Origin of the sequence: Psychrobacter immobilis (assembly GCF_904846175.1) — a bacterium.
Classification (GTDB): Bacteria; Pseudomonadota; Gammaproteobacteria; order Pseudomonadales; family Moraxellaceae; genus Psychrobacter; species Psychrobacter immobilis_E.
Map to the genome: position 1 here is coordinate 1 of NZ_CAJGZM010000026.1, position 1,317 is coordinate 1,317.

The 1,317-nt window shown below is 47.4% G+C and carries 1 protein-coding gene; it reads left to right on the forward strand.

Going from position 1 to position 1,317, the window contains the following annotated elements:
- Positions 1 to 19: 19 nt before the first annotated feature.
- Positions 20 to 1,210 (forward strand): elongation factor Tu, encoded by a 1,191-nt coding sequence (gene tuf / locus JMW39_RS13155; RefSeq protein ID WP_201547280.1) that lies wholly within the window; start codon positions 20 to 22, stop codon positions 1,208 to 1,210.
- The last annotated feature ends 107 nt before the right edge of the window (positions 1,211 to 1,317 follow it).

Below are 1,317 nucleotides of genomic sequence, written 5' to 3' on the forward strand. Positions count from 1 at the left end.
AAAAAAAGAGGAAATACCCATGGCAAAGGCCAAGTTTGAACGCAGCAAGCCACACGTCAACGTCGGTACTATCGGACACGTTGACCACGGTAAAACAACCCTAACCGCCGCTATCGCAACCGTAGCAGCAATCACCTCTGGTGGCGAAGCCAAAGACTACGCGTCTATTGACTCAGCACCAGAAGAAAAAGCACGTGGCATCACCATCAACACCTCACACGTAGAATATGACACCCCATCACGTCATTATGCTCACGTCGATTGCCCAGGTCACGCCGATTATGTTAAAAACATGATCACCGGTGCAGCCCAAATGGATGGCGCCATCCTAGTTGTATCAGCAACTGACGGCCCTATGCCACAAACCCGTGAGCACATCCTGCTTTCACGTCAGGTTGGCGTACCGTACATCGTCGTATTCATGAACAAATGTGATGCTGTTGATGACGAAGAATTGCTTGAGCTAGTAGAAATGGAAGTTCGTGAATTATTGAACGACTATGACTTCCCAGGCGACGACACCCCAATCATCAAAGGTTCTGCTACTGAAGCCCTAAAAGGCTCACAAGAAAAATACGGCCAACCAGCGGTCGTAGAACTACTAAACGTTCTTGACACCTACATCCCAGAGCCAGAGCGTGACATCGACAAAGCATTCCTAATGCCAATCGAAGACGTATTCTCAATCTCAGGCCGTGGTACTGTTGTGACTGGTCGTGTTGAATCTGGTATCGTTAAAGTTGGTGACGAAATCGAAATCGTCGGTATCCGTGACACCCAAAAAACCACCTGTACTGGTGTTGAGATGTTCCGTAAACTGCTTGACGAAGGTCGTGCAGGCGAAAACTGTGGCGTACTACTACGTGGTACCAAACGTGAAGACGTACAACGTGGCCAAGTACTAGCTAAGCCAGGTTCTATCACGCCTCACACTAAGTTTGACGCTGAAGTATATGTATTGTCAAAAGAAGAGGGTGGTCGTCACACACCATTCCTAAACGGCTATCGTCCACAGTTCTACTTCCGTACCACTGACGTAACTGGCGCAATCCAATTACAAGAAGGTACTGAAATGGTTATGCCTGGTGATAACGTTGAGATGGGCGTAGAGCTTATCCACCCAATCGCTATGGACAAAGGTTTACGCTTCGCTATTCGTGAAGGCGGCCGTACCGTAGGCGCTGGTGTTGTTGCTAACGTACTTAGCTAAGTAACCCAGTAACTATTGATGCATTAATACTATCAGAGCAATCTGACAGTGTTAAGCTCTAAGAAAAAAGCCATCCTGATAAAGGGTGGCTTTTTTTTGCGCTTTAT

Coding starts and splice junctions, on each gene's coding strand:
- tuf (WP_201547280.1), top strand. CDS start 20: ATGGCAAAGGCCAAGTTTGAACGCAGCAAGCCACACGTCAACGTCGGT.